The organism is Nitrospira sp. (assembly GCA_029194535.1).
GTDB lineage: Bacteria > Nitrospirota > Nitrospiria > Nitrospirales > Nitrospiraceae > Nitrospira_C.
The window spans coordinates 160,923-182,464 of the sequence record JARFXR010000003.1; the positions used below are offsets into that span (position 1 = coordinate 160,923).

Here is a 21,542-nt window from a genome sequence, read left to right on the forward strand (position 1 = left end):
ACTCCCCATCCTAGCCCGATATTGTCGTCAAACGAACGGGACGGATGCAAGACCGGGCACAATCGGCGAACTGCGGGCTCAAAAACGATATAATGGTGATCAGAATGTCCGATACATCTTCGGCAGCCTTTCCGAGTCATGAGGGATCGCTCTCGCGCGGGGCCCGCCTGGTCCTGCGTCAGCGATACCTCGCGCGGGACCGTAAAGGACGAGTCGTCGAAACTCCCGCTCATATGTTCAGGCGCATCGCCGCGGACGTGGCTCTGGCAGAACGACGCTATCCGGCCGGGGATCGCCTTCCTCGGTCTGCATCGCGTTTCTCCCATTTGATGGCGAGCCTCGACTTCCTTCCCAATTCACCGACGTTAATGAACGCCGGCCGGTCTCTTCAACAACTCTCCGCCTGTTTCGTCCTGCCGGTGGAGGACTCACTGTCTGCCATTCTCGAGAGCGTGCGTGACCAGGCGCTGATCCATCAATCCGGCGGAGGAACCGGATTCTCCTTCAGTCGACTCCGTCCGCACGACGACCTCGTGGCCTCTACCAGCGGCGTCGCATCCGGTCCTATCTCCTTCATGCGCATCTTCAACCTCACCACCGACGTCATCAAACAGGGAGGGATGAGACGCGGCGCGAACATGGGGGTGCTTCGAGTCGATCACCCCGATATCCTCGATTTCATCGAGTTGAAGAACAATCCGAGGGAAATGACCAATTTCAATCTATCGGTCGGTCTGACAGACGCCTTCATGGAAACTCGGCGCCGTAACGGACGCTACGCCCTGTTGAATCCCAGAACCGGTCGGCCCGTCCGACGGCTCCCCGCACGTCTGGTGTTCGACCGCCTGGTGGCCGCGGCTTGGACCGCCGGCGAGCCGGGCGTCCTGTATTTGGACACCATCAACCGAGCGAACCCGGTCGCTCACCTGGGCGAGATCGAAGCGACGAATCCTTGTGGTGAACAGCCCCTGCTGCCCTACGAATCTTGCACGCTGGGATCCATCAACGTGGCGCGGTACCTCTTGCGGAGAAATGGCCGAGCGGAGATCGACTATGCTCGCCTGGCCGAAACCATCCCGCTCGCCGTCCGCTTCCTGGATAACGTCCTCGATCGCAACCGCTATCCTCTGCCCGACATCGAAGCGGCCACGCTGCGGACCAGAAAAATCGGTCTCGGGATTATGGGCTTCGCCGATCTGCTGATCGCATTGGAGATTCCATATGACACGGAAGAGGCGCTGCGCACCGCTTCGCGATTGATGGCCTTCGTCCAATCTCATGCGCATGAAGCCTCTCGACGACTCGCCGACGAGCGAGGGCCGTTTCCCGCCTACCCGGGCAGCGGTCTCGCTCAGCGGCGCGATCCGCGACGTCACGCCACCGTCACCACGATCGCCCCCACCGGGACCATCAGCATCATCGCGGGATGTTCTCCCGGCATCGAGCCTCTCTACGCCGTCCGAACTGTCCGGACCATCATGGACGGGACTCGCCTTATCACGCTTCATCCGGCTTTCCGCAGGATGGCACGAGCGGCCGGTCTGGATATGGACCGCTTGGTGCCGCGACTGAGCGAGGAACCTTCGATCCGGCATTACTCCACGATTCCGTCACATCTTCGTCGTCTGTTCGTCACAGCCCACGACATCGACCCGGCTCATCACGTCAGAATGCAAGCCATTTTCCAGCACTACAGCGACAGCGGGGTATCCAAGACCATCAATCTGCCGGCCACCGCCACCCAAGCTCAGGTCGCCGATGCCTTCCTGCTCGCCTATCGATTGGGATGCAAGGGCCTCACCGTCTTTCGAACCGGCAGTCGCGCGGAACAAGTCCTATCCTGTGCGGTGAGTCAGACCTGCTGAGAACGGGTCCGCCGTGGAAATCACTGCATAAATTGACAGGGTTTGAGGTTGGTGATAAGTATTTCCCTCGCGTGAGGGGACCGAATTCGATTGTCCTGCCTGGAGGTGTTGGATGGCCGCCCGTCAACCGGAACCGGATCTGGAGTTCACGGAAGAAGAGCTGGATCAAACCGCCGCCACCAAATCGACGGCTTCGATCAAACCGCCCAAGAAGAGCGGAGGGGGTCGGCCGCTCCTGTGGATGTTGCTCCTTCTCTTGATCGGGGGAATTGGCTACATCGCTATGGAACCGGAGCAATTGACCGAGTGGCTCGCCCCGCTGCTTGGCGACAGCGTTCCCAAGCAGAATGTGCCTCCTATTGCGGCTTCTCCACGCCCCCAACAAGAAGACCTTCCCGGTGGGCTCCCGACACCCGCACCGACGGCGCCCACTGAGACGGCTCCGGCTTCTCCCGATGACCAGGCATCCATGCCGCCTACCTCTGCCACTTCGCCTCCGGCCGCACCTCACGCTGTTCCACCGATGGACGCACCTGCCTCAATCACACCGGGACGGATGCCTTCATCCCCGCTGTTCGCGGAGGGACAGCGAGTCACCGTCATGGGTAATCCGACCGCCCCGGGAGAAATGGTCGTGCTGACTCTGGATCCGGCTGGTGCGAAACCCGGTCCGTCGATTCGTCCTGGATCCACTCTCAGCATCCTTGACGGAGATCTCCAACCGAGCGGCTGGGTCTATTCCGTTCGCTCGGACGACGGGGTGAAAGGTTGGGTCTCGGAGAAGCGGCTCCGTATGAAATTCTAGCCCTCCTCGCGTGATTGAGCCGACCCTCCCCCGGAGGGCACGACCTTCTTTCCGACCGCTCTATGCTATAATCCTCCCCGCGTCAACCTCGCTCTTCCGGCAGTACGGCCTTGTTCATGAATCAGCTTCGTGCCCTCATTTTCGATTTCGACGGTGTGATCGCCGATACCGAACTCCTGCACTTTTCCGGCTTGCAGAAGACGCTCCAGGAGATCGGTATCAACCTGACCGAATCCGATTATTTCACCAATTACTTGGGCTATGACGACCGCGGGTGTTTCCTCGCAGCCCTGATGGCCCACGGCAGACCGATCGACCCGGCGACGCTCGGACAGTTGATGGAGCGAAAGGCCACGGCCTATCTGGAATCCGTAAAGGACCACCCCGTCATGTTTGCCGGGGTGGCCGAACTCGTCCGGGAAGCCGCGGCACGCCATCCATTGGCGATCGCCTCCGGCGCACTTCGTCACGAGATCGAATACATCCTGGAGCAGGCCGGACTCCGGAAGGAGTTCAGCCACATCACCAGTGCGGAGGATGTGACCAGAGGCAAACCAGATCCGCAACCGTTTCTGCTGACCCTGGAGGCTCTGCGTCGATTGCACGATCCCACGTTGACCGCTGGCTCCTGTCTCGTGATCGAAGATTCCCTGCCGGGGATCCGAGGCGCCAAGGCTGCAGGCATGAAGGTACTGGCCGTCGCGAACACCCACACGCTCCAAGATTTGCACGAAGCCGATGCCACGGCTCCGAATTTGGAACAGATGGGCCTGTCGGAAATCCACTCCCGTGTGTGGCCTTCACGATAAGGACGGCCACAGAATGAGAATCTGCTCGCTGGTCCCCGGAGCAACAGAAGTCGTCGCCGCACTCGGCCAGGCGAGCCGGCTTGTCGGCATCAGCCACGAGTGCGACTTCCCCCTCTCCGTACGTCACGCCGCCGTGCTGGTGGAGCCTTGCATCGAGACCGCCTCTGCCTGCAGCGCGACCATCGACCGCGAGGTCAGGACATTGGTCTCGACCGGCCGGCCGCTCTACCGCCTGAACGAGCGCGCATTCGTCGCCTCCGAGCCTGACGTGGTCCTGACCCAAGACCTGTGTCATGTGTGCGCGGTCACGCCCGATCAGCTGACGCGGGCGGTTGATTCCCTGCCCGCCCCCCCGACCTGGGTGACGCTCAACCCAACCACGTTCGAAGACGTCATCTTCGACGTCGAACGGATTGGTCTGGCCATCGACCGGGCGTCGGAAGGCAAGCAGCTCGCCGCGTCGCTCCGCACACGCCTCGCGCTGGTTCGGAGCGGCCACGGAATCCGAAAACCGCGAGTCGCCTGTCTGGAGTGGTTGTCTCCGCTGTATGTGGGAGGTCATTGGGTTCCGGAAATGGTCGACCTGGCCGGAGGCCTCGACGCGCTCGGCCAGGTCCATCACCCGTCCCGGCCGGTGACGTGGGAACAGGTTGAGTCCGCGAAACCCGACATCGTGATCCTGATGCCCTGCGGTTTTTCCGTCGAGCGGGCATGGAGCGAACTCGCCGCGTTACGGCAAACAGACCGGCAATGGTCTTCCGCGCTCGCCTCCTGGCCGCTGACCTTCGTCGTGGATGCCGCGTCCTATTTCAGCCGACCAGGCCCCCGGCTGGTGGACGGAGTCGAATTGCTTGCGGCCCTTTTCTCAAACAGGTCCGTCGCGAAACTCGACGACGCGATGGTTCGAGTCGTACCATGCTCCGTTCCGGGTACCACCTCATCCCTATGACGATGACGGCCAAAGAAGCTCAGGCGTTCTGTACGGAGCTGACCAAGAGCAGCGGGAGCAACTTCTACTACTCCTTTCTCTTTCTTCCTAAGGCCCGGCGCAACGCGATGTATACGATTTACGCCTTCTGCAAAGGGGTCGACAGCGCGGTCGACGAACCTCCGCCCGGCAGCGATCCCAAGGAGGAACTGCGGCGCTGGCGGACCGAACTCGACGCCGCCTATGAGGGGACACCGACCTGGCCGCTGATGATCAGCCTGGCGCATCATGTCGAGCAGCTGTCGATTCCCAAGGCGTACTTCGAAGAACTCATGAAGGGCGTGGAGATGGATCTGAGCACGACACGCTACGCCACCTTCGACGAGCTCTCGCTCTATTGTTATCGGGTCGCGTCGGTGGTCGGCCTGATATGCTTGCACGTATTCGGACCGACCTCGGCGCATGCTCAGGACTATGCAGTCGATCTCGGTATGGCCTTTCAGCTCACGAACATCTTGCGTGATTTGGGCACGGACGCCGAGCTGGGCCGTATCTACCTGCCACAGGAGGATCTAGCCCGTTTCGGCCAAACAGAAGCCGATATCCTGGGGCGCAAGCCCACCGCGGAACTCTGCGATCTCGTGGACTTTGAAGCAGCCCGCGCACGCAGCTATTACGCAAAGGCGCAAGCCTCACTGGACGGCTTACCGTCCTCGGATCGCCGCGCGTTGACTGTCGCGGAAATCATGCGCGCCATTTATTCAGAAATTCTCCGACGCATCGAACAAGGGGACCAGGTCATCTTCGGTCCTCGTGTCAGACTCACCACCTCGGAGCGCCTGCGATTGGCGGCCGGCGTCTGGCTTCGCAGCCGCTTCTCGTGACCGGTGCCGGCCATCAGACCGTCCTCGTCCTCGGCGGCGGACCGGCCGGACTCGCTGCAGCCTACTATCTGGCGGAACAGGGTCTTCGAGTCGTGTTGCTTGACCAGGCCTCGAGCCTGGGAGGCGGGTTCGTCGACGAACGGCAGCCGCCGCCGGCCCTCCTCGGATGCCACCACGCCACCTGGCGGCTGTTGGCGGCCTTGGGGTCGACCCCGCGTTCGCCGGAGTTTCAGCAAGCCGGCCTCGAGTTCCGCCTCCCCGGAGGCCGCATCGTCCGGTATCCGCACAGCCGGTTTCCCACTCCGTTGCACAGCTTGTTCACCATCGGACGCTTTGCCGGACTCTCGTGGTCTGCCCGGTGGCGCCTGCTCTCGTGGCTTGAGGAACTCTGGGAAGGGTCGTCCGAACTGGGAGCGGATCTCGAACATCGTACTGCGCAGGAATGGCTGACGTCGCTCGGTCACGAGGTCTCTCTTCAACAAGCCATTTGGAATCCGCTTGCTCAATGGCTCACGGGGAGCGATCTGCGGATGCTGTCCGCCGATGCACTGACCGGTGCCCTGACGCCGGTTTTTCTGCGGCGATCATCGGACAGTCGAATCATGATTCCGCTCCGATCGCCCAACGGCTTTTTCATCGAACCGGTCGTCGACCGCCTGCGCCGAGGGGAAGCAACCTTGCGCCTGGAGACGCAGGCCTCGCAACTGCTCTATCATCAGGAACGTGTGACGGGGATTCGGCTCGTGGACGGCACAGTATTGGAAGCCGACTGGTACGTGTCAGCCATCTCCTACCGTCGTCTCACCGCCCTCTTGCCCGAACGCTGGCTGACACGCTTCTCCTACTTCCAACAGCTCAGCGAACTGACCCCCATTTCCCGCGGTGTCGTCCGCCTCGCGGCTCGAACGGTCATCAACACTCCAAGGTTCATGTTGCTGAGCGAAGGACCGTTCCAACGGGTTCAGGCTCAGTCCACGGAGGACCGGCATACCCGCTTCACGCTGGTCAGGAGCCATGACGGAAACCGGCATTCGGCCACCGGAGAACAGGCCGCGGATCTTCTCCGAGCTACTGGACTGCTTGATCCGTCCACCGTCGTCCCGACGATCGTGAGCGATGAGGTCGGCGATTCGGCGTTGTCGCTGACGCCAGGAACCAAAGTGCGCCGCCCCATCCAAACCAGTCCCATCGCCAACCTACTGATCGCGGGAGCTTGGACCGACACAGGCTGGCCGGCGAATCTTGAGAGCGCGATCGTCAGCGGAGAGCGTTGTGCTGCAATCATTTCGGGCAAGGGACTCCCGGCTTATTGACAATCTGCGTGCCGCCTCCTAGTATGCCTTCGCGCTTCTTCTCCGGCTGAGAAACATGACTCTCCCAGAGCTCGCCAAATCCCTGCACAACTGCCAGCAATGCAAGCTTGCAAAGCTCGGCCGCACACAAGTGGTCTTCGGCGTCGGAAATCCGCACGCCAGCATCATGTTCGTCGGTGAAGCGCCGGGATTCAACGAGGATCAAAAAGGGGAACCCTTTGTCGGCGCGGCGGGAAAACTCTTGAACGACCTCCTCCAATCAGCCAATCTGTCCCGCGATCAAATCTACATCGCCAATGTCATCAAGTGTCGTCCTCCGAACAACCGCGACCCGGAACCGGACGAAGTCGAAACCTGCAAGCCGTTTCTCATGCAACAGATTCAAATGATCCGTCCGAAGCTGGTCTGCACGCTCGGAAACTGGGCGACACAGACGCTGCTGGAGCGGAAGGTCGGCATCACGAAGGTCAAGGCCCAGGCCTTCTACATGAAGGACTTCGTCATCTTCCCGTTGCTCCACCCGGCCGCCGCGCTGCATCAGGGCAATCTGCTCGACACCCTGAAAGAAGACTTCAAGAAGCTCAAGGAGTTTCTCGACCGACACACGCACGCAGCTCCACCCGAATCCCCTCAACCAACCGCCTCGACGCTCAACATCGAACCGACGCAGCCGGCGCAGATGGATCTGTTCGGTACTTAATTCCTCATTCCTCTCTCCCTGTTCGCCAATTATCAGTCACATCCAAGTTGGTCGCTTGTAAATCCAGAGACTCGCCGCTATTCTTATAAACAGAGGCTCGCGAACCGATATCCTTCAAGGCGAGGTCATCATGTCTTCCGCAAAAGAACAGATCGTCAAAATCCTTCAAGACCAGCCGGACGACAGCTCATACCACGAGATCGGGTCAGGTCTTGCAATCGAACAAACAGTCCTACCGAGCTTGCTGATCACCTTCCTCAAAGTCGTCCGCGGTGCTGACCCGTGCATCGGGGCTGGGTTTCTTGCCGTCGTGAAATCCCGCACCCAGTGCGTTCGTTCAGGACTGCCGTCGTCCTTCACCTGTTGGGCTGGGACCCGACAAGCCGAAACGAGCGACCGTTGCTCTTCGATAGCAACGGTCGAGACTGTACTGTTCGAGGCTTGGCGAGTTTACAGGATTGAGCGAGCGAGGCTTAGACGGGTGGCCCGGCAGGTGTCTTCGACGACGCGCAGTCCTGATCGGACGTGCTTTATGTTTTGGCCGATTTTCCTTCCGGCGCTGCCGCAGAAGTGGATTCAGCCGCCTGTTCTTCACCCTCCCCATCTGATGGCTTCTCCTCCTCCGGCACGTCGAACCACTGAACCAGCATCTCGTCCCACCACGCCTCATCGACATCAGGGCCCGGATCGTTGCCGAGAAACGAGACATCGTCTTTGGTGACGGCAGAATCAACGAGGTGCGGTTGAAACTTGGCCCGATCGATCACTTCCTTCGTGGCAAAGCCGCCGATGACCCAGGAATCCGGGTCGGCACGACGGGACTTGTAGGCTTTGAGGCTCACTTTCAAATACATGAAAATCTGCTGCTGCGTCGGCTCGCTCACGCCCGACTGCGGCAGGCTCAAAGTTTTTTCGATCTTCTTTCGCCATTGCCGGTCGTCGTAGCGTGACGTGACCAGCTGCAACATTTTCTTCCCGAGGTCGGCATCGAGCGGCATGGTAGTGCGTCCTATTCTTTCTTGCGGCCGTACATCCCTGTAAATGAGGCCTTTGCGAGTGTGTTCTGGTTCAGAAAATACCCCACCATCGCGCCGGAAGCCTCAGGCTTCAGCGGCAACTGATCCACTTTCAACGCAAACACCGTAAAGATGTAGCGATGGGGTTTGTCACCCGGTGGCGGACAAGGCCCGCCATAGCCGGGCTGCCCGAAATCCGTCACGCTCTGAACGCTGCCCTGCGGCGCCGCGCTGCCGTCGGATTTCCCAGCACCGGCAGCCAATGACGTCGCGCTCGGAGAAATATTGAAGATCAGCCAATGCCACCAGCCGCTGCCGGTCGGCGCATCGGGATCGTAGACCGTCACGGCAAAACTCTTCGTGTCCTTCGGCGCATTCAACCAGCGCAACTCCGGTGAGACGTTTCCGCCGGTGCAGCCGAAGCCGTTGAATACGTGCTCGTTACCGATCGTCATCTTGTTCTTGACCGTCGGGCTATCGAGCCGAAAGTCTGCTGCGCTGCTGACGCCGGGCAGCACGGTCAGCGTGAGAAGCATCAGGCTCCATGCATATCGCATCCGTTCCTCTTCTTCCAATCTTCATCGACCCTTTTGATAGGTGCCCATCAACTGCGCCTCGGCGATGATGTGGCCTTTCATCGCCTCTTCCAGCTTGGCCTTGGTCGGTTGCTTCAAGTCCGGAAGCACGGTATCAAGCGCGTAGAGTTTATGGAAATAGCGGTGACGGCCGATCGGGGGACAGGGTCCGCCGTAACCGGTCCGCTTCCAGTCGTTCACTCCTTCTTTCGTCCCTCCGGGCAACGTCTTGGTACCTTCTGAAAGACCGCCGTTTGCTGCCGGCAGATCGTAGAGAACCCAGTGCACCCAGGTCCTCTGCGGCGCAGCCGGATCCGGAGCGTCCGGATCGTCCACGATGAGGGTGAGGCTCTTGGCGCCAGCCGGTACGTCGGTCCAAGCCAGTGGCGGCGAGATGTCGTTCCCTTCACATGTGTAGACGGTCGGAATTGAACCCTGGTGGTTGAATGCCGTCGAGGTCAGACGCATGGTTCCCTCCGCGCTTGCGACGGCGTTCCCGGGTGCAATGGCGAGTCCAAGCACTGCGGCGAATGTGCCAATCCGAACTCCTTCTCTTTTCTTCGCTGTCACTCAGCCCTCAGCACTCACCGCTCAGCACGATGTCAGCTGCCCGCGACCATCATCTCGGCAATCTTCAGCGTCGGACTGGCGATCCGGCCACGAAAACTCAGATCGTTCCCGACGATCTCAATATCCCGGAACATCTGCTTTAGATTGCCCGCGATGGTGATTTCCTCGACAGGATACGCGAGTTCACCGTTCTCGATCCAGAAACCGCTCGCGCCGCGGGAATAGTCGCCCGTGACCATATTGATACCGAAGCCGATCAATTCCGTGACATAGAGGCCGTCCTTGACCGTTCCAATAATCTCGCCGGCACTCCGGCTCCCTGGAGCCAAATAGAAGTTCGTAGGGCCGACGGACGGACTCTCTCCCACGCTGCGGGACGCGTTGCCCGTTGACGGCAATCCGAGCTTTCTACCGGAATAAGCATCAAGCAGGTAGCTGGTGAGACGGCCCTTCTCGACGACTGTGTTCTTCCTCGTGGCCAATCCCTCGCCGTCGAACGGTCTCGAACCGAGCCCCTCGACCATGCGTCCATCGTCATAGACCGTCACGTACTCGGGCGCCAACGGCTTGCCAAGTTGCCCGATCAGAAACGACGCCCCTTTGTAGAGGCTGTAACCCGACACGGCACCGCAGAGATTTCCCAGAAGACTGGCGGCCATCTCCTGATCGAAGACGACCGGCATCCGCCTGGTACCCACCTTCTTAGCTCCCAGCCGCCGAACGGCCCGCTTCGCCGCTTCCGCTCCGATCGCCTCCGGAGACTCCAACTTGCAAAATTTTCGCTGTACCCCGTACCAGGCGTCCCGCTGCATCCCGCCGGTAAGGGGATCGACCGCAATGGGAGATACGGAGAGTGAGAAGCTCGAGCTACGATATTCCCCGATAAAACCATGACTGTTCGCTAGAACGATTCGACCGGACGATGAGTCGAAGTCGGCGCCCTCGGAATTGGTGATCCGGTTGTCGGCCCCCAGCGCCGCCGATTCAGCCCGCCTGGCCAGTTCAATCTGCCGATCGGTATCGAGCCTGGTCGCATCATAGAGATCGAGATCCGGTTGCTCCTCCGCCATCTCTTCGGCAGCGGGCAAGCCTGAGACCTGATCTACCACCACCGCCCGAGCCAGCGTACAGGTTTGCTCGACCAACTGATGAAGGGAAGCGGTCGAAAAGTCCGAGGTCGACACACTGGCCGAGCGCTTGCCCATGAACACGCGAAGTCCCAGACGTTTCTCTCTGGCCTTGGTCAGCCGGTCTACCGCGGCGAGCCGAACCTGCACCGACAGGTTTTCCCCGTCGACGATAACGATGTCGGCCTCCGTGGCTCCGCTGCGTTTCGCCATGGCCAACACGTCCGAGGCGAGTTGTCGATAACCGTCAGTGGGAGTAATGGCGCCGTTCATCCGCTATTCCGATTGGGTTCCGCCGACGGTGATCTCGTCGATTCTGATGGTGGGAAGTCCGACGCCGACGGGAACGGACTGTCCTTCTTTTCCACAGGTTCCGATGCCTTCGTCCAGTTTCAAGTCGTGACCCACCATCGAGACCTTCGTCAGAATCTCCGGCCCGCTGCCGATCAGGGTCGCCCCTTTGACGGGTCTGGTCACTTTGCCGTCCTCAATCAAGTACGCCTCGCTGGCGGAAAACACGAACTTGCCGTTCGTGATATCGACCTGTCCTCCCCCGAACGACACCGCATAGAGCCCCTTGTTGACCGACCTGATGATGTCGTCCGGCTCGGATTGACCGGCCAACATGAAGGTATTGGTCATGCGGGGTAAGACGACGCTTTGATAGCTTTCTCGACGACCGTTGCCGGTCAGAGGAATCCCCATCAATCGCGCATTGAGTTTGTCGGTGATATAGCCGCGAAGGATACCCTGTTCGATCAACATGGTTCGCCCGGTCGGCGTGCCTTCGTCGTCCATGTTGAGGGAACCTCGACGGCCCGGGAGCGTGCCGTCATCCACGATCGTGCAGACATCGGATGCGACCCGCTTGCCCAGGAGGTTGGAGAACGCCGAGGTCTTCTTCCGATTGAAGTCCGCCTCCAACCCATGTCCGATGGCCTCATGCAGGAGGATGCCGGGCCAGCCTCCACCCAACACCACCGGCATCACACCTGCCGGAGCCTCCACGGCCGAAAGGTTCAAAATCGCAGTCCGTGCCGCTTCCCTGGCGTAGACCAGATGGCGTTCGCCTTCCCGGTAGAAATCAAACCCGATGCGCCCTCCGCCCCCGAAGGATCCGACCTGACGGTTGCCGTTCTCTTCCGCGATGCAGGTCACTTGGAGCCGTGATAAGGGCTGCACGTCTCCGATGATCATCCCCTCGGACGTCGCCACCATGACGATTTTGAATTCGGTATTGAACGAGGCCATGACGTTCTTGATACGGGGGTCATACTTGCGGGCTTCGGCGTCGATTTGGTTCAACAGTGCAACCCGGTCCGCCGTCGCGACTTCCAGCGCCAGTTGGGGTACCGGGTAGAGATCGTGGCGCGGCCTGGCGTGCACCGGAACCGGCAGGGTCTCGGTCCCGCCGGGGCTCATCGCAATATAGCGGGCGGTGTCGGCCGCCAACTCCAGATCCTGTTTTTGCAGCTCGTCCGAATAGGCGAACCCGGTCTTTTCGCCGGCAGTGGCCCGTACCCCGACTCCTTGTGAGATACTCTTCGTGGCCCGCTTGACCAGGGACTCCTCCATCGATACGGATTCGGTGATGGACGATTCGAAGTAGAGATCGGCATAGTCGACGGCGCGGACCTTCACACGGGCAAGAGCCGAGCAGATCTCGCGCTCGGTGAGGCCGAAGGAGTCGAGAGGAATCAGTTGTGCCATCAGGAAACTCTCTGTTGTGCGGTGGCCGTCATGAGAAGAATTCGGAGTATAGCCGATACATTTGAACAGGTGCAACGCGAACTCATCCAACCCATGGCTTTTGCAAGGAATTTAGGAAATACTGTTTGACTTTCCCAAGTCGTCTCAGTAGACTTTCCCTACCTCCCACACCTACTTTCAATGAAAGGGTCCTCCGAAAACAAGATCCTATGAATACCGGATTATCCGCTGGTATCGACCAACTTTCAGACGCAGACCTGGCTGCCAAACTCGATCCCGACCTCCTTCCCAAGCACCTGGCGATCATCATGGATGGAAACGGTCGCTGGGCCGAAGCGCGGAACCTGCCCCGCATCGCTGGCCACCGGGAAGGAATCAAATCCGTCCGGGAAATGATCACGAGCTGCCTCGAATTGGGCATCCAGGCGTTGACGATTTTCGCTTTCTCCCAGGAGAACTGGAACCGGCCGACTCAGGAAATCAACGCGTTGATGGGACTGTTGGAATACTACCTGTCCACCGAACGCAACAAGCTGATCGAGCAGGGCGTGCGGTTCCGGACGATCGGACGGGCAGAATTGCTTCCGGCCTCCGCGCTTCAATGGGTGCGCGCGGCGGAGCACGAAACCGCCCGTCTCAACAAGCTGCACCTGACGGTAGCCCTGAGTTACGGCGGCAGAGCCGAAATGGTGGATGCCGTGCGCCAGATTGCCCGGGAAGTTCGGGATGGAAAAATTCAACCGGAAGAGGTCGACGAATCGCTCGTGCATCAGTTCCTATACACCCATGATTTGCCCGACCCGGACCTGTTGATCCGCACCAGTGGGGAAGCGCGCATCAGCAATTTTCTATTGTGGCAGCTGGCCTATACCGAACTCTACTTCACGCCCACGCTCTGGCCCGACTTCAGACGGCGTGAATTGCTGCTGGCCTTGCTCGAATTTCAGCGCCGGGAGCGCCGTTTCGGCCGCGTCTTCAACAGCCTCACATCCTAAGGCGGATCGTTCGACGACACACCGTCACCGAGCATCCTGTCCGACCCTGGTGGATACGAATATGGTGGAGTGCCGCATTACGAGTCACGATCCGCCGATGCCGACGGTGGCGCGCCGATTCGACGCCCGCCGCGTCTATACGGTGCTGGTGCTGGCGCCGCTGCTTTATGCCGCGATCCGCTACTTCCCTCCCCTCGCGTTCACGGGACTCGTCTTCACGGTGGGTTCGATCGCCTTGCTGGAATTCTACCGGCTCGGCCTCATGCCCCCGGGTGAACGACCATATGTCGGAATCGGCCTCCTCGGATTCGCCGCCCTGCTCCTCGCGCCCCATCACGGTGAATTCCTGGTCCCGACTCTGCTCGCCGTGGTGATCGGAACACTGTCGATCCCCCTCGTCCTGCGACTTCCTCTGGATCACGTCTTGAGGAACAGCGCTGCGACTCTCTTGGGTATCTTGTATCTTGGCATGACGCTCAGCTTCGTGATCCGAACCAGATTGCTGGACCATGGCGAATGGCTCGTGTTTTTTCTCCTGCTCGTGACATGGGCCGGCGACACGGGAGCCTATTACGCGGGAACCATCTGGGGGCAGCATCGGCTGGCGCCACGAATCAGCCCAAAGAAGTCCGTCGAAGGTTTGGTGGGCGGGTTGCTCGCAGCCGTGACGGCCGCCTATCTGGCGCGCTGGTGGTTTTTGCCCATGCTGTCGATGATCGATTGCGCCGTACTCGCTCTGCTGCTGACCGCGGCGGGACTCGGGGGCGATCTGGCGGAATCGGCGATGAAGCGAAGCGTCGGCGCTAAGGATTCAGGCGGCGTTCTACCCGGTCATGGAGGCATGCTTGATCGCCTCGACAGTCTCTTGTTCACGGCCCCGACGTTCTTCTACTATGTGACGGTGATGACCCGCTCTGAGACTTTGGCGTGAAGGAGCCATCATGAAGACTATCGTGATCCTGGGATCCACCGGCTCAATCGGGACGAACACCCTCGATATCGTGAACCGATTTCCCGATCAGTTTCGGATCGCCGGTTTGACGGCGGGAAACAACGATGACATGTTGGACGACCAGATCCGCCGGTACAAACCGCGTGTCGTTGCTCTGGCCAACGAAGCGGCCGCAGCCCGGCTCCGCCGCCGCTGCGTCGATGTCTCCGTTGAAATTCTGTCCGGACAGGACGGCCTGACCCAGGTCGCAGCTCTCCCGGAGGCGGAGTTGGTCGTATCGGCCATCGTCGGCGGAGCCGGACTTGTCCCCACCTTGGCCGCCATTCGCAGCGGCAAGCACATCGCGTTGGCCAACAAGGAGCCGATGGTAATGGCCGGACAGTTGATGCAGGAGGAAGCCCGTCGTCATGAGGTCAAGATTTTTCCGGTCGACAGCGAACACAGCGCCATCTTCCAGTCGTTGGAAGGCCACCGGATCGAGGATGTCCGGCGCCTGATCCTGACCGCATCCGGTGGGGCGCTCTGGACGCTTACCAAGGAGCAATTGCAGGAGGTCACCCCTGAACAAGCGCTCCAACATCCCAACTGGAAAATGGGCGCCAAGATCACCATCGATTCTGCCACCCTGATGAACAAAGGTCTGGAAGTGGTCGAAGCCCGATGGCTGTTCGACATCTCGGAATCCCGCATCGACGTGCTGGTTCACCGGGAAAGCATCATCCACTCTCTGGTAGAATACGAGGATCGGTCGATGATCGCCCAACTCGGATTACCGGACATGCGGACCCCGATCTCCTATGCCATGCGCTACCCTGAACGTCTAGCACTTGATCTTCCATCGCTCGATCTCACGGAGGTGGGCAAGTTGTCGTTCTGCAAACCCGACCACGATCGTTTTCCCTGCCTCCGACTGGGCTACGAATCGCTGCGCATCGGCGGCACGATGCCGGCTGCGATGAATGCCGCCAACGAAATCGCGGTGGAAGCATTCTTGAACGGCGGCATCAGGTTCCCGGCGATCGCGGACATCATCAGACAGACCATGGATGCCCATCAGCGCCGCGAGGTCGATACGATCGAGGCCGCGCTGGAGGCTGACCGATGGGCCAGAGAAAAGGCCGAATCGCTCGCTGGATCATTGGCTCGATAACAATCCGAAATGGAGTAACCCTGTGTTTATGGCGTTGACTTGGGCTCCCGACAGCGTCTGGCTCCTGCTCCAGAAGGCTTGGTGGTTTCTCGTCGTCCTGGGGGTCCTGGTGGCCTTTCATGAACTCGGCCATTTTCTGGCCGCCCGCTGGGTCGGGGTCAAAGTGCTCAAGTTTTCGCTCGGATTCGGCCCGAAGATCTTCGGCCGGCAGATGGGTGAGACCGAATACCTCGTGTCGGCGATTCCGCTCGGCGGCTACGTCAAGCTCTTCGGGGAGGATGAGGCCGAAGCCATCACGCCGGAGGACCGGCGAAGGTCCTTTGCACATCAAGGCTTGTGGGGGAAGGTGCTGATCGTGGCGGCGGGACCGGGCTTCAACTTTATCCTCGCCTATCTGATCTTTGCAGGCTGGTTGGCCACGGGCTCCCCGCTGTTTGTACCGACCTTTAAGGACTTGAGTGCCGACGTCGAAGCCATGGTCCCGGGATCACCGGCCGCCCAGGCGGGAATGCAGATCGGGGACCGGATCACCAAGGTCAATGGACGGGACATCTCCACTCGAACGGAGCTTTTTGACGCCGTCGCAAAGGGCAACGGACAAGCGCTCTCCCTTGAGATTTTGCGCGACGGGCAGGCCAAAACGATCAGCGTCGCTCCCACCAAGGCCCCACCCCAATCCTCGCAGACCGAAGAAGCAGTCTATTCGCTGGGCATTGAAGAGACGCCCGCGTTGGTGACCTCCGTCATGCACGGTTCCCCGGCCGCGCAGGCCGGGCTTCAGGCAGGTGATCGGGTGGTGAGCATCGACGGCCGACCGATCTACACCTGGTCTCAGATGACCGGGATGGTGAAGGATCACCCCAACCAATCGCTCCAGCTGGAGGTTCTGCGGGACAGCCGACGCATGCCGCTGACCGTGACGCCTTCGGCCGAGCAGACGACGGTGAACGGCCGGCAGGTGGAAGTCGGAAAGATCGGCATCTCCGGTCCGGGCCGTTCCGTCATGCGATCGAGCAACCCTCTGCTCTCCCTCTACGACGGCCTTCTGGCAACGTGGGGCTGGACGGAGCTAACCGCGGTCGGACTGTACAAGATGGTCATCGGGGACATTTCGAGCAAGAACATCGGCGGGCCGCTGACCATCGCCAACATTTCCGGCGAAGCCGCTTCGCAAGGTGTCTCGAGCGTCATCTTCCTCATCGCGATCCTCAGCATCAATCTGGGCGTGCTCAATCTCCTTCCCATCCCCATCTTGGACGGGGGACACTTGCTTTTCTTCCTCATAGAAGGCATTCTCCGGAAGCCGCTCGGCGAGCGCCAGCGCGAAGTGGCTCAACAAGTCGGGCTGGTGCTGCTCGTCGGCGTGATGATTTTTGCCTTCTGGAACGACCTCGAACGAATCTTCTTCTCCCACTGACGACTCATGCGGACATCCCAATTCCTCCTCCCTACCCTACGGGAAGACCCGGGCGAAGCTGAAACTGTCAGTCATCGGCTGATGCTCCGCTCGGGGCTCATCCGGAAGGTCGCTGCGGGCATCTATACGTATCTGCCTCTCGGACTGCGCATCATCCGCAAAGTCGAAGAGATCATCCGCCAAGAAATGAACCGCGCGGGCGCCCAGGAGCTGCTGATGCCCGTGGCCTCGCCTGCGGAGCTGTGGCGGGAGACCGGACGTTGGGACTACTACGGCAAAGAGTTGCTGCGGTTCAAGGACCGGCACGAGCGGGATTTCTGCCTGGCCCCGACGCACGAGGAGGTCATCACCGACCTGTTCAGACGGGAAGTGCGATCCTATCGCCAACTGCCGTTGAACTTCTATCAGATCCAAACCAAGTTCCGGGACGAAATCCGTCCGCGGTTCGGTCTGATGCGAGGCCGGGAATTCATCATGAAGGACGCCTATAGCTTCGACGCCGACGAGGCCGGGGCGCGCACGAGCTATCAGAAAATGTACGACGCCTATTACCGCATCTTCACGCGATGCGGACTGACCTTCCGAGCCGTGGAGGCGGACACCGGCTTGATCGGCGGCACATCCTCTCACGAGTTCATGGTCCTGGCCGACACCGGAGAGGAAACTGTCGTCTACACCGAAACAGGCACCTATGCGGCCAACGTGGAACGCGCCGAGCTCTTGCCGCCAGAAGACGACAGCATCGAGGAGCGCCGACCGTTGCGGCCCGTGCACACGCCGAATTGCCGGACCGTCGAAGAAGTGACGAAATTCCTGAAGATCGACCCGACTCGTTTGGTCAAAACTCTGCTGTACACGACGGGGGACCAGACGGTCGCCGTGCTGGTCCGAGGGGATCACGAGGCCAACGAGATCAAGATACGGCGGGTCCTGGGTGTGACCGAAGTTGAACTGGCCGGCCAAGCCGTGGTCGAAACACTCACCGGCGCCCCGGTCGGATTCGCGGGCCCCGTCGGACTCAAAGGCCTGCGGGTGATCGCCGATCACGCCGTCAAGACCGCCCGAAACGCAGTCGTGGGCGGGAACCAGGCGGACACGCATTACGTGGACGTGAATTGGGACCGAGATTTCCAGGTCGAACAGTTCGCCGATTTGAGGAACGCCAGAGCCGGCGATCCATCACCGCGCAAGGACGGCGTCCTCAAGACCACCAAAGGCATCGAAGTGGGACACGTGTTCATGCTGGGGACCAAGTACAGCCAGTCGATGAAGGCCTCGTTCCTGGACCCGAATGGAAAGGAATGTCTTGCCGTCATGGGCTGCTACGGGATCGGGGTCGGTCGAACGGCGGCGGCGGCGGTCGAGCAAAACCATGACGACAAGGGCATCATCTGGCCTTTCCCCATTGCGCCGTTCCACGTGCATCTTCTGCCCTTGGGCGAATCTTCCGCCGTGAAAGACGCCGCCTCTCGGCTCTATTCGGAGCTGGAGGCGTCCGGATTTGAAGTCCTCTTGGACGATCGCGACGAGCGCGCCGGAGTGAAATTCAATGACGCCGATCTGATCGGCGCTCCCTATCAACTCATCGTGGGTGAGAAGGGATTGGCGAGCGGCACCGTGGAAATGAAGACCCGACGAACCGGCGAAAAACTCAAGCTGGCTCCGATCGATGTGTCCGGCACGTTGATGGATCTCTCCCGCGCGTTTTGAATTCCGAACGCTTGACGACACCGTCGCGCCGGCACGTACCCGATGTCCGTTTCTCCATCATAAAACGACCTTTTCCTTGCCTTCCACCTCCGTTCCGATAGACTGACTCGTGACCCTGCCGAAGTGCTTGCATAACTCCCGCGCAATCCTCGATCCGTGGAGTCAATTCTAACGCCAGGTGGAGCGAGTCGGAATGCAGTCGAAATCGATGCCTCAGAATCTTCAGGAGCTGCAGCAAAAAGTCGAGTTCGCAGAACACGTCAAACGGATCACCTCACAGATTCACGCCGCCAGCAATCTGGACCAAATTCTGCTCGATTTCCACAAAGACATCCTGAGTCTCTTCGATGCGGAAGATCTGACGCTCTTCGCTTTTGATTCAGAGAAGAAGGAAATCTTCTCCAAGGTCCCGCATATCGATACGGTCGAGGAAGTCCGCATTCCCATCACCGAACAAAGCCTGGCAGGATTCTGCGCGAAATATCTGCGACCCGTGAATATCGCCGACGCCTACAACGTCGCGGAACTTCAAGGCATTCATCCGTCCCTACTCCATGACACGGCCTACGACAAGCGCACGGGCTTCAGGACGAAACAGGTACTGACCTATCCGATCGTCGCCGACAACAAGTACCTCATGGGAGTACTGCAGCTACTCAACAAGAAAAGCGGCAGCCGCTTCACCAGGAAGGACGAAGAGTCGGTCGCCGAAATCGCCAAAGCGTTGGGCATCGCGTTCTTCAATTTGCGCAAGGTGGCGACGAAGAAAACTCCGACCAAGTTCGACCTCCTCGTCACAAACAACCGCATCACGCAGAACGAATTGGATCAGGCCATCGCCGAGTCTCGCAAAGGGCTCTCCGACTTGGAGGGCATCCTGATCGAAAAATACAAGGTTCCCAAGCCGGACATCGGCAAGTCGCTGGCCCAGTTCCATAAGTGTCCCTATATCGAATACAGCGAACGTACGATCGTGGACGCCGAATTGCTCAAGAATCTCAACGTCGACTATCTCAAAAAGAACCACTGGATGCCGCTGAAGCGCGATCGGACCGCCATCGAAATCCTGACGGACGATCCAGGCGATCTGGACCGCGTGGCGGACATCAAACGGACGTTTCCCGGACTCAATATCCGTTTTGCCGTCAGTCTTCGCCGCGATATCTCGCAGTTCTTGACCAGCGCGACCGGCGGAGCCGATGTCGGCGGCCGGAAACTGGACGAAAACGTCTCGGACATCCTCGGTGAACTCGTCACCGAAGCGCAAACCGAAGCGATGGAGGAATCCTCCGCCACCGGAGGACTCGATGAGAACGACAGCGCCATCGTCCGTCTCGCCAACCAGATTATCGCGGATGCCTACAGGCAGAATGCCTCCGATATTCACATCGAGCCCTACGGCGAGAAGCGGGAAACCCTCGTCCGGTTCAGAGTCGATGGGGAATGCTTCGAGTACATGAAGATTCCACAGAGCTACCGGCGCGCGATCGTCTCACGCCTGAAAATCATGGCGAGCATGGACATCGCCGAACGGAGAAAACCTCAGGACGGCAAGATCAAGTTCAACCTGGGCGGAAGCAAGGAAATTGAATTGCGCGTGGCGACAATTCCGACAGCCGGTTACAACGAGGACGTGGTCATGCGTATCCTCGCAGCCAGCGAACCGTTGCCGCTCGACAAGATGGGCTTTTCCGACCGGAATCTGAAGGCCATCAAGGATATCGCGGAGAAGCCCTATGGGATAATTCTGTGCGTCGGACCGACCGGTTCGGGCAAGACGACGACTCTCCACTCGGTGCTCGGCTACATCAACACGCCCGATATCAAGATCTGGACGGCGGAGGACCCGGTCGAAATCACTCAGTACGGGCTGCGCCAAGTTCAGGTCCAGCCGAAGATCGATTTTACCTTCGCCAAGGCCATGCGGGCGTTTCTCCGCGCGGACCCGGACGTGATCATGGTGGGAGAAATGCGAGATAAGGAGACGGCCGAGATCGGGATTGAAGCCTCGCTGACCGGCCACCTCGTCATGAGCACCTTGCACACTAACAGCGCTGTGGAAACGGTCACCCGTCTCCTCGACATGGGATGCGACTCCTTCAGTTTCGCCGACGCGATGCTGGGAGTGCTCGCTCAACGGCTGGCCCGTCGGGTGTGCAAGGACTGCAAGGAGCAGTATGTGGGCACCAAGGAGGAATACGACGAGATTCGCCTTGGTTATGGACCGGAGCTATGGGACAAGCTCGGCATCCCGCAGGACAATACGTTCCGCCTTACCAAAGGGAAGGGCTGCGAGAACTGCAACCGTTCGGGCTTCAAGGGACGCGTCGCCCTGCATGAGCTGCTGCTGGGGACCGACCGCATGAAGCGACTGATTCAAACCAAGTCCAAGACCGAGGAGATGGTCAAAGCCGCCATCGAAGACGGCATGAGCACGCTCCTGCAAGACGGCATTCAGAAATGCCTGCTCGGCCACACCACGTTCAAGGAAGTCAAGGCGGTCGCGATCAAGTAGTTCGTCTCATGACCTCCCTCCGCTGACCTCCGCCCGACAGACCGGTTACGATCCCATGCCCGGCACGACCCTTTGTCCGCGCCGAGCCCCGGTGACACAAACCGATTCAATCTCCTCTGTAGACGGAGCGATCACTCAGATTCGGGCGAGGTATTTGCGCAGGCGGGTTTCAGCACCCTGTGGAATCATGCCGAACTCGAGGCCGAATACATGCTCCTGATGCCACCTGACGGTGGCGTCCAGGCTCATCGTCGTGGGATGATTGGGCAGCCTGAGGGATATCGCCAGTTCATCTCCCTCCTTCACGGAAACCGGGCTCATGACCCTGGCGCCCCTGACCGAGAGGTCGAACACGACCCCGTGACCGCCCCGGTCTCCGAACCGCCACCGCGCCAAGCCCGTCCGGGAAAAGGAGCAGGCAAACGGCACAGGAACTCGCAATCGCGGTGTCTGACGCAGTTCCTTGACGGGATGAGTCGGCTCGGCCTGGTTTATCATACA

The 21,542-nt window shown here is 60.0% G+C and carries 19 protein-coding genes; 13 read left to right on the forward strand and 6 right to left on the reverse strand.

The window, feature by feature from the left end; genetic code table 11:
• Positions 1-104: 104 nt before the first annotated feature.
• The 7 genes from P0111_17985 (at position 105) to P0111_18015 (ending at position 7,304) form a co-directional block, all read left to right on the forward strand.
• Positions 105-1,865, forward strand: coding sequence for an adenosylcobalamin-dependent ribonucleoside-diphosphate reductase (locus P0111_17985; protein MDF0645921.1), 1,761 nt, complete (start codon positions 105-107; stop codon positions 1,863-1,865).
• 112 nt (positions 1,866-1,977) lie between these two features.
• Entirely contained in the window at positions 1,978-2,670 is a 693-nt protein-coding gene (locus tag P0111_17990) for a hypothetical protein (protein ID MDF0645922.1), read from the forward strand.
• Between the two features lie 116 nt (positions 2,671-2,786).
• Entirely contained in the window at positions 2,787-3,479 is a 693-nt protein-coding gene (locus P0111_17995; protein ID MDF0645923.1) for an HAD family phosphatase, read from the forward strand.
• Positions 3,480-3,492: 13 nt separating this feature from the next.
• Complete coding sequence (locus tag P0111_18000; GenBank protein ID MDF0645924.1) at positions 3,493-4,428, forward strand: hypothetical protein; 936 nt, start codon at positions 3,493-3,495, stop codon at positions 4,426-4,428.
• Positions 4,395-5,291, forward strand: a complete 897-nt coding sequence (gene hpnD, locus P0111_18005; protein MDF0645925.1) for a presqualene diphosphate synthase HpnD — start codon at positions 4,395-4,397, stop codon at positions 5,289-5,291. Before P0111_18000 ends, hpnD begins: the two co-directional genes overlap by 34 nt.
• Positions 5,288-6,604 carry an FAD-dependent oxidoreductase gene (locus tag P0111_18010; protein ID MDF0645926.1) on the forward strand — a complete coding sequence of 439 codons (1,317 nt, stop codon included), beginning with the start codon at positions 5,288-5,290 and terminating at the stop codon, positions 6,602-6,604. Before hpnD ends, P0111_18010 begins: the two co-directional genes overlap by 4 nt.
• A 55-nt stretch (positions 6,605-6,659) precedes the next feature.
• Positions 6,660-7,304, forward strand: a complete 645-nt coding sequence (locus tag P0111_18015; GenBank protein ID MDF0645927.1) for a uracil-DNA glycosylase — start codon at positions 6,660-6,662, stop codon at positions 7,302-7,304.
• A 530-nt stretch (positions 7,305-7,834) separates the two neighbouring features.
• On the opposite strand, the gene P0111_18020 is transcribed toward P0111_18015, so the two are convergent.
• From P0111_18020 to tldD, 5 genes are all read right to left on the reverse strand, one after another.
• A complete protein-coding gene (locus tag P0111_18020; GenBank protein MDF0645928.1) occupies positions 7,835-8,302 on the reverse strand; it encodes a hypothetical protein in 468 nt (155 codons plus the stop codon).
• Between the two features lie 11 nt (positions 8,303-8,313).
• Entirely contained in the window at positions 8,314-8,877 is a 564-nt protein-coding gene (locus P0111_18025; protein ID MDF0645929.1) for a YbhB/YbcL family Raf kinase inhibitor-like protein, read from the reverse strand.
• A 21-nt stretch (positions 8,878-8,898) separates the two neighbouring features.
• Positions 8,899-9,363, reverse strand: coding sequence for a YbhB/YbcL family Raf kinase inhibitor-like protein (locus P0111_18030; protein MDF0645930.1), 465 nt, complete (start codon positions 9,361-9,363; stop codon positions 8,899-8,901).
• Positions 9,364-9,497: 134 nt separating this feature from the next.
• Positions 9,498-10,865: a metallopeptidase TldD-related protein gene (locus tag P0111_18035; protein MDF0645931.1), complete on the reverse strand. Its 1,368-nt coding sequence runs from the start codon at positions 10,863-10,865 to the stop codon at positions 9,498-9,500.
• A gap of 3 nt (positions 10,866-10,868) precedes the next feature.
• The gene (tldD, locus tag P0111_18040; protein MDF0645932.1) at positions 10,869-12,302 is read right to left on the reverse strand and encodes a metalloprotease TldD; all 1,434 of its coding nucleotides are present in this window, start codon (positions 12,300-12,302) and stop codon (positions 10,869-10,871) included.
• A 209-nt stretch (positions 12,303-12,511) separates the two neighbouring features.
• Here tldD and P0111_18045 point away from each other — a divergent pair, with 209 nt between their 5' ends.
• The 6 genes from P0111_18045 to P0111_18070 all read left to right on the forward strand — a co-directional run bounded on the left by P0111_18045 (position 12,512) and on the right by P0111_18070 (position 21,041).
• Positions 12,512-13,297, forward strand: coding sequence for an isoprenyl transferase (locus P0111_18045; GenBank protein MDF0645933.1), 786 nt, complete (start codon positions 12,512-12,514; stop codon positions 13,295-13,297).
• 61 nt (positions 13,298-13,358) lie between these two features.
• Entirely contained in the window at positions 13,359-14,228 is an 870-nt protein-coding gene (locus tag P0111_18050) for a phosphatidate cytidylyltransferase (GenBank protein ID MDF0645934.1), read from the forward strand.
• Positions 14,229-14,238: 10 nt separating this feature from the next.
• Positions 14,239-15,399 (forward strand): 1-deoxy-D-xylulose-5-phosphate reductoisomerase, encoded by a 1,161-nt coding sequence (locus P0111_18055; GenBank protein MDF0645935.1) that lies wholly within the window; start codon positions 14,239-14,241, stop codon positions 15,397-15,399.
• A 28-nt stretch (positions 15,400-15,427) separates the two neighbouring features.
• Positions 15,428-16,816: an RIP metalloprotease RseP gene (gene rseP, locus P0111_18060; GenBank protein ID MDF0645936.1), complete on the forward strand. Its 1,389-nt coding sequence runs from the start codon at positions 15,428-15,430 to the stop codon at positions 16,814-16,816.
• 6 nt (positions 16,817-16,822) lie between these two features.
• Complete coding sequence (locus tag P0111_18065) at positions 16,823-18,526, forward strand: proline--tRNA ligase (protein MDF0645937.1); 1,704 nt, start codon at positions 16,823-16,825, stop codon at positions 18,524-18,526.
• A 193-nt stretch (positions 18,527-18,719) separates the two neighbouring features.
• Positions 18,720-21,041: a GspE/PulE family protein gene (locus P0111_18070; GenBank protein MDF0645938.1), complete on the forward strand. Its 2,322-nt coding sequence runs from the start codon at positions 18,720-18,722 to the stop codon at positions 21,039-21,041.
• A 135-nt stretch (positions 21,042-21,176) separates the two neighbouring features.
• Here P0111_18070 and P0111_18075 read toward each other — a convergent pair whose 3' ends face one another.
• Entirely contained in the window at positions 21,177-21,539 is a 363-nt protein-coding gene (locus P0111_18075) for a PilZ domain-containing protein (protein MDF0645939.1), read from the reverse strand.
• Positions 21,540-21,542 lie beyond the last annotated feature (3 nt).